We start from the raw sequence: 258 nt of genomic DNA on the forward strand, positions 1-258 counted from the left end.
CCTTTCCCTCACGGTACTAGTCCGCTATCGGTCACCAGGGAGTATTCAGGCTTATCGGGTGGTCCCGACAGATTCACAGCAGATTTCACGGGCCCGCTGCTACTTGGGCATCCACACTCGACAGTCATGGGTGTTTTCGTCTACGGGACTCTCACCCTCTACGACAGGCCGTTCCAGACCACTTCGACTAACACCATGATTTATCACTGTCGGACAGTCCGGCAGAACCATCACATGCAAACCCCACAACCCTCCATA

The 258-nt window shown here is 54.7% G+C and carries 1 rRNA gene; it reads right to left on the reverse strand.

The features are described 5' to 3' along the window. Positions 1-258 (reverse strand): 23S ribosomal RNA (locus RhoFasB10_RS26065); the annotation flags it as partial.

This window comes from Rhodococcus sp. B10, assembly GCF_011770055.1.
In the GTDB taxonomy this organism is placed as follows: domain Bacteria; phylum Actinomycetota; class Actinomycetes; order Mycobacteriales; family Mycobacteriaceae; genus Rhodococcoides; species Rhodococcoides kyotonensis_B.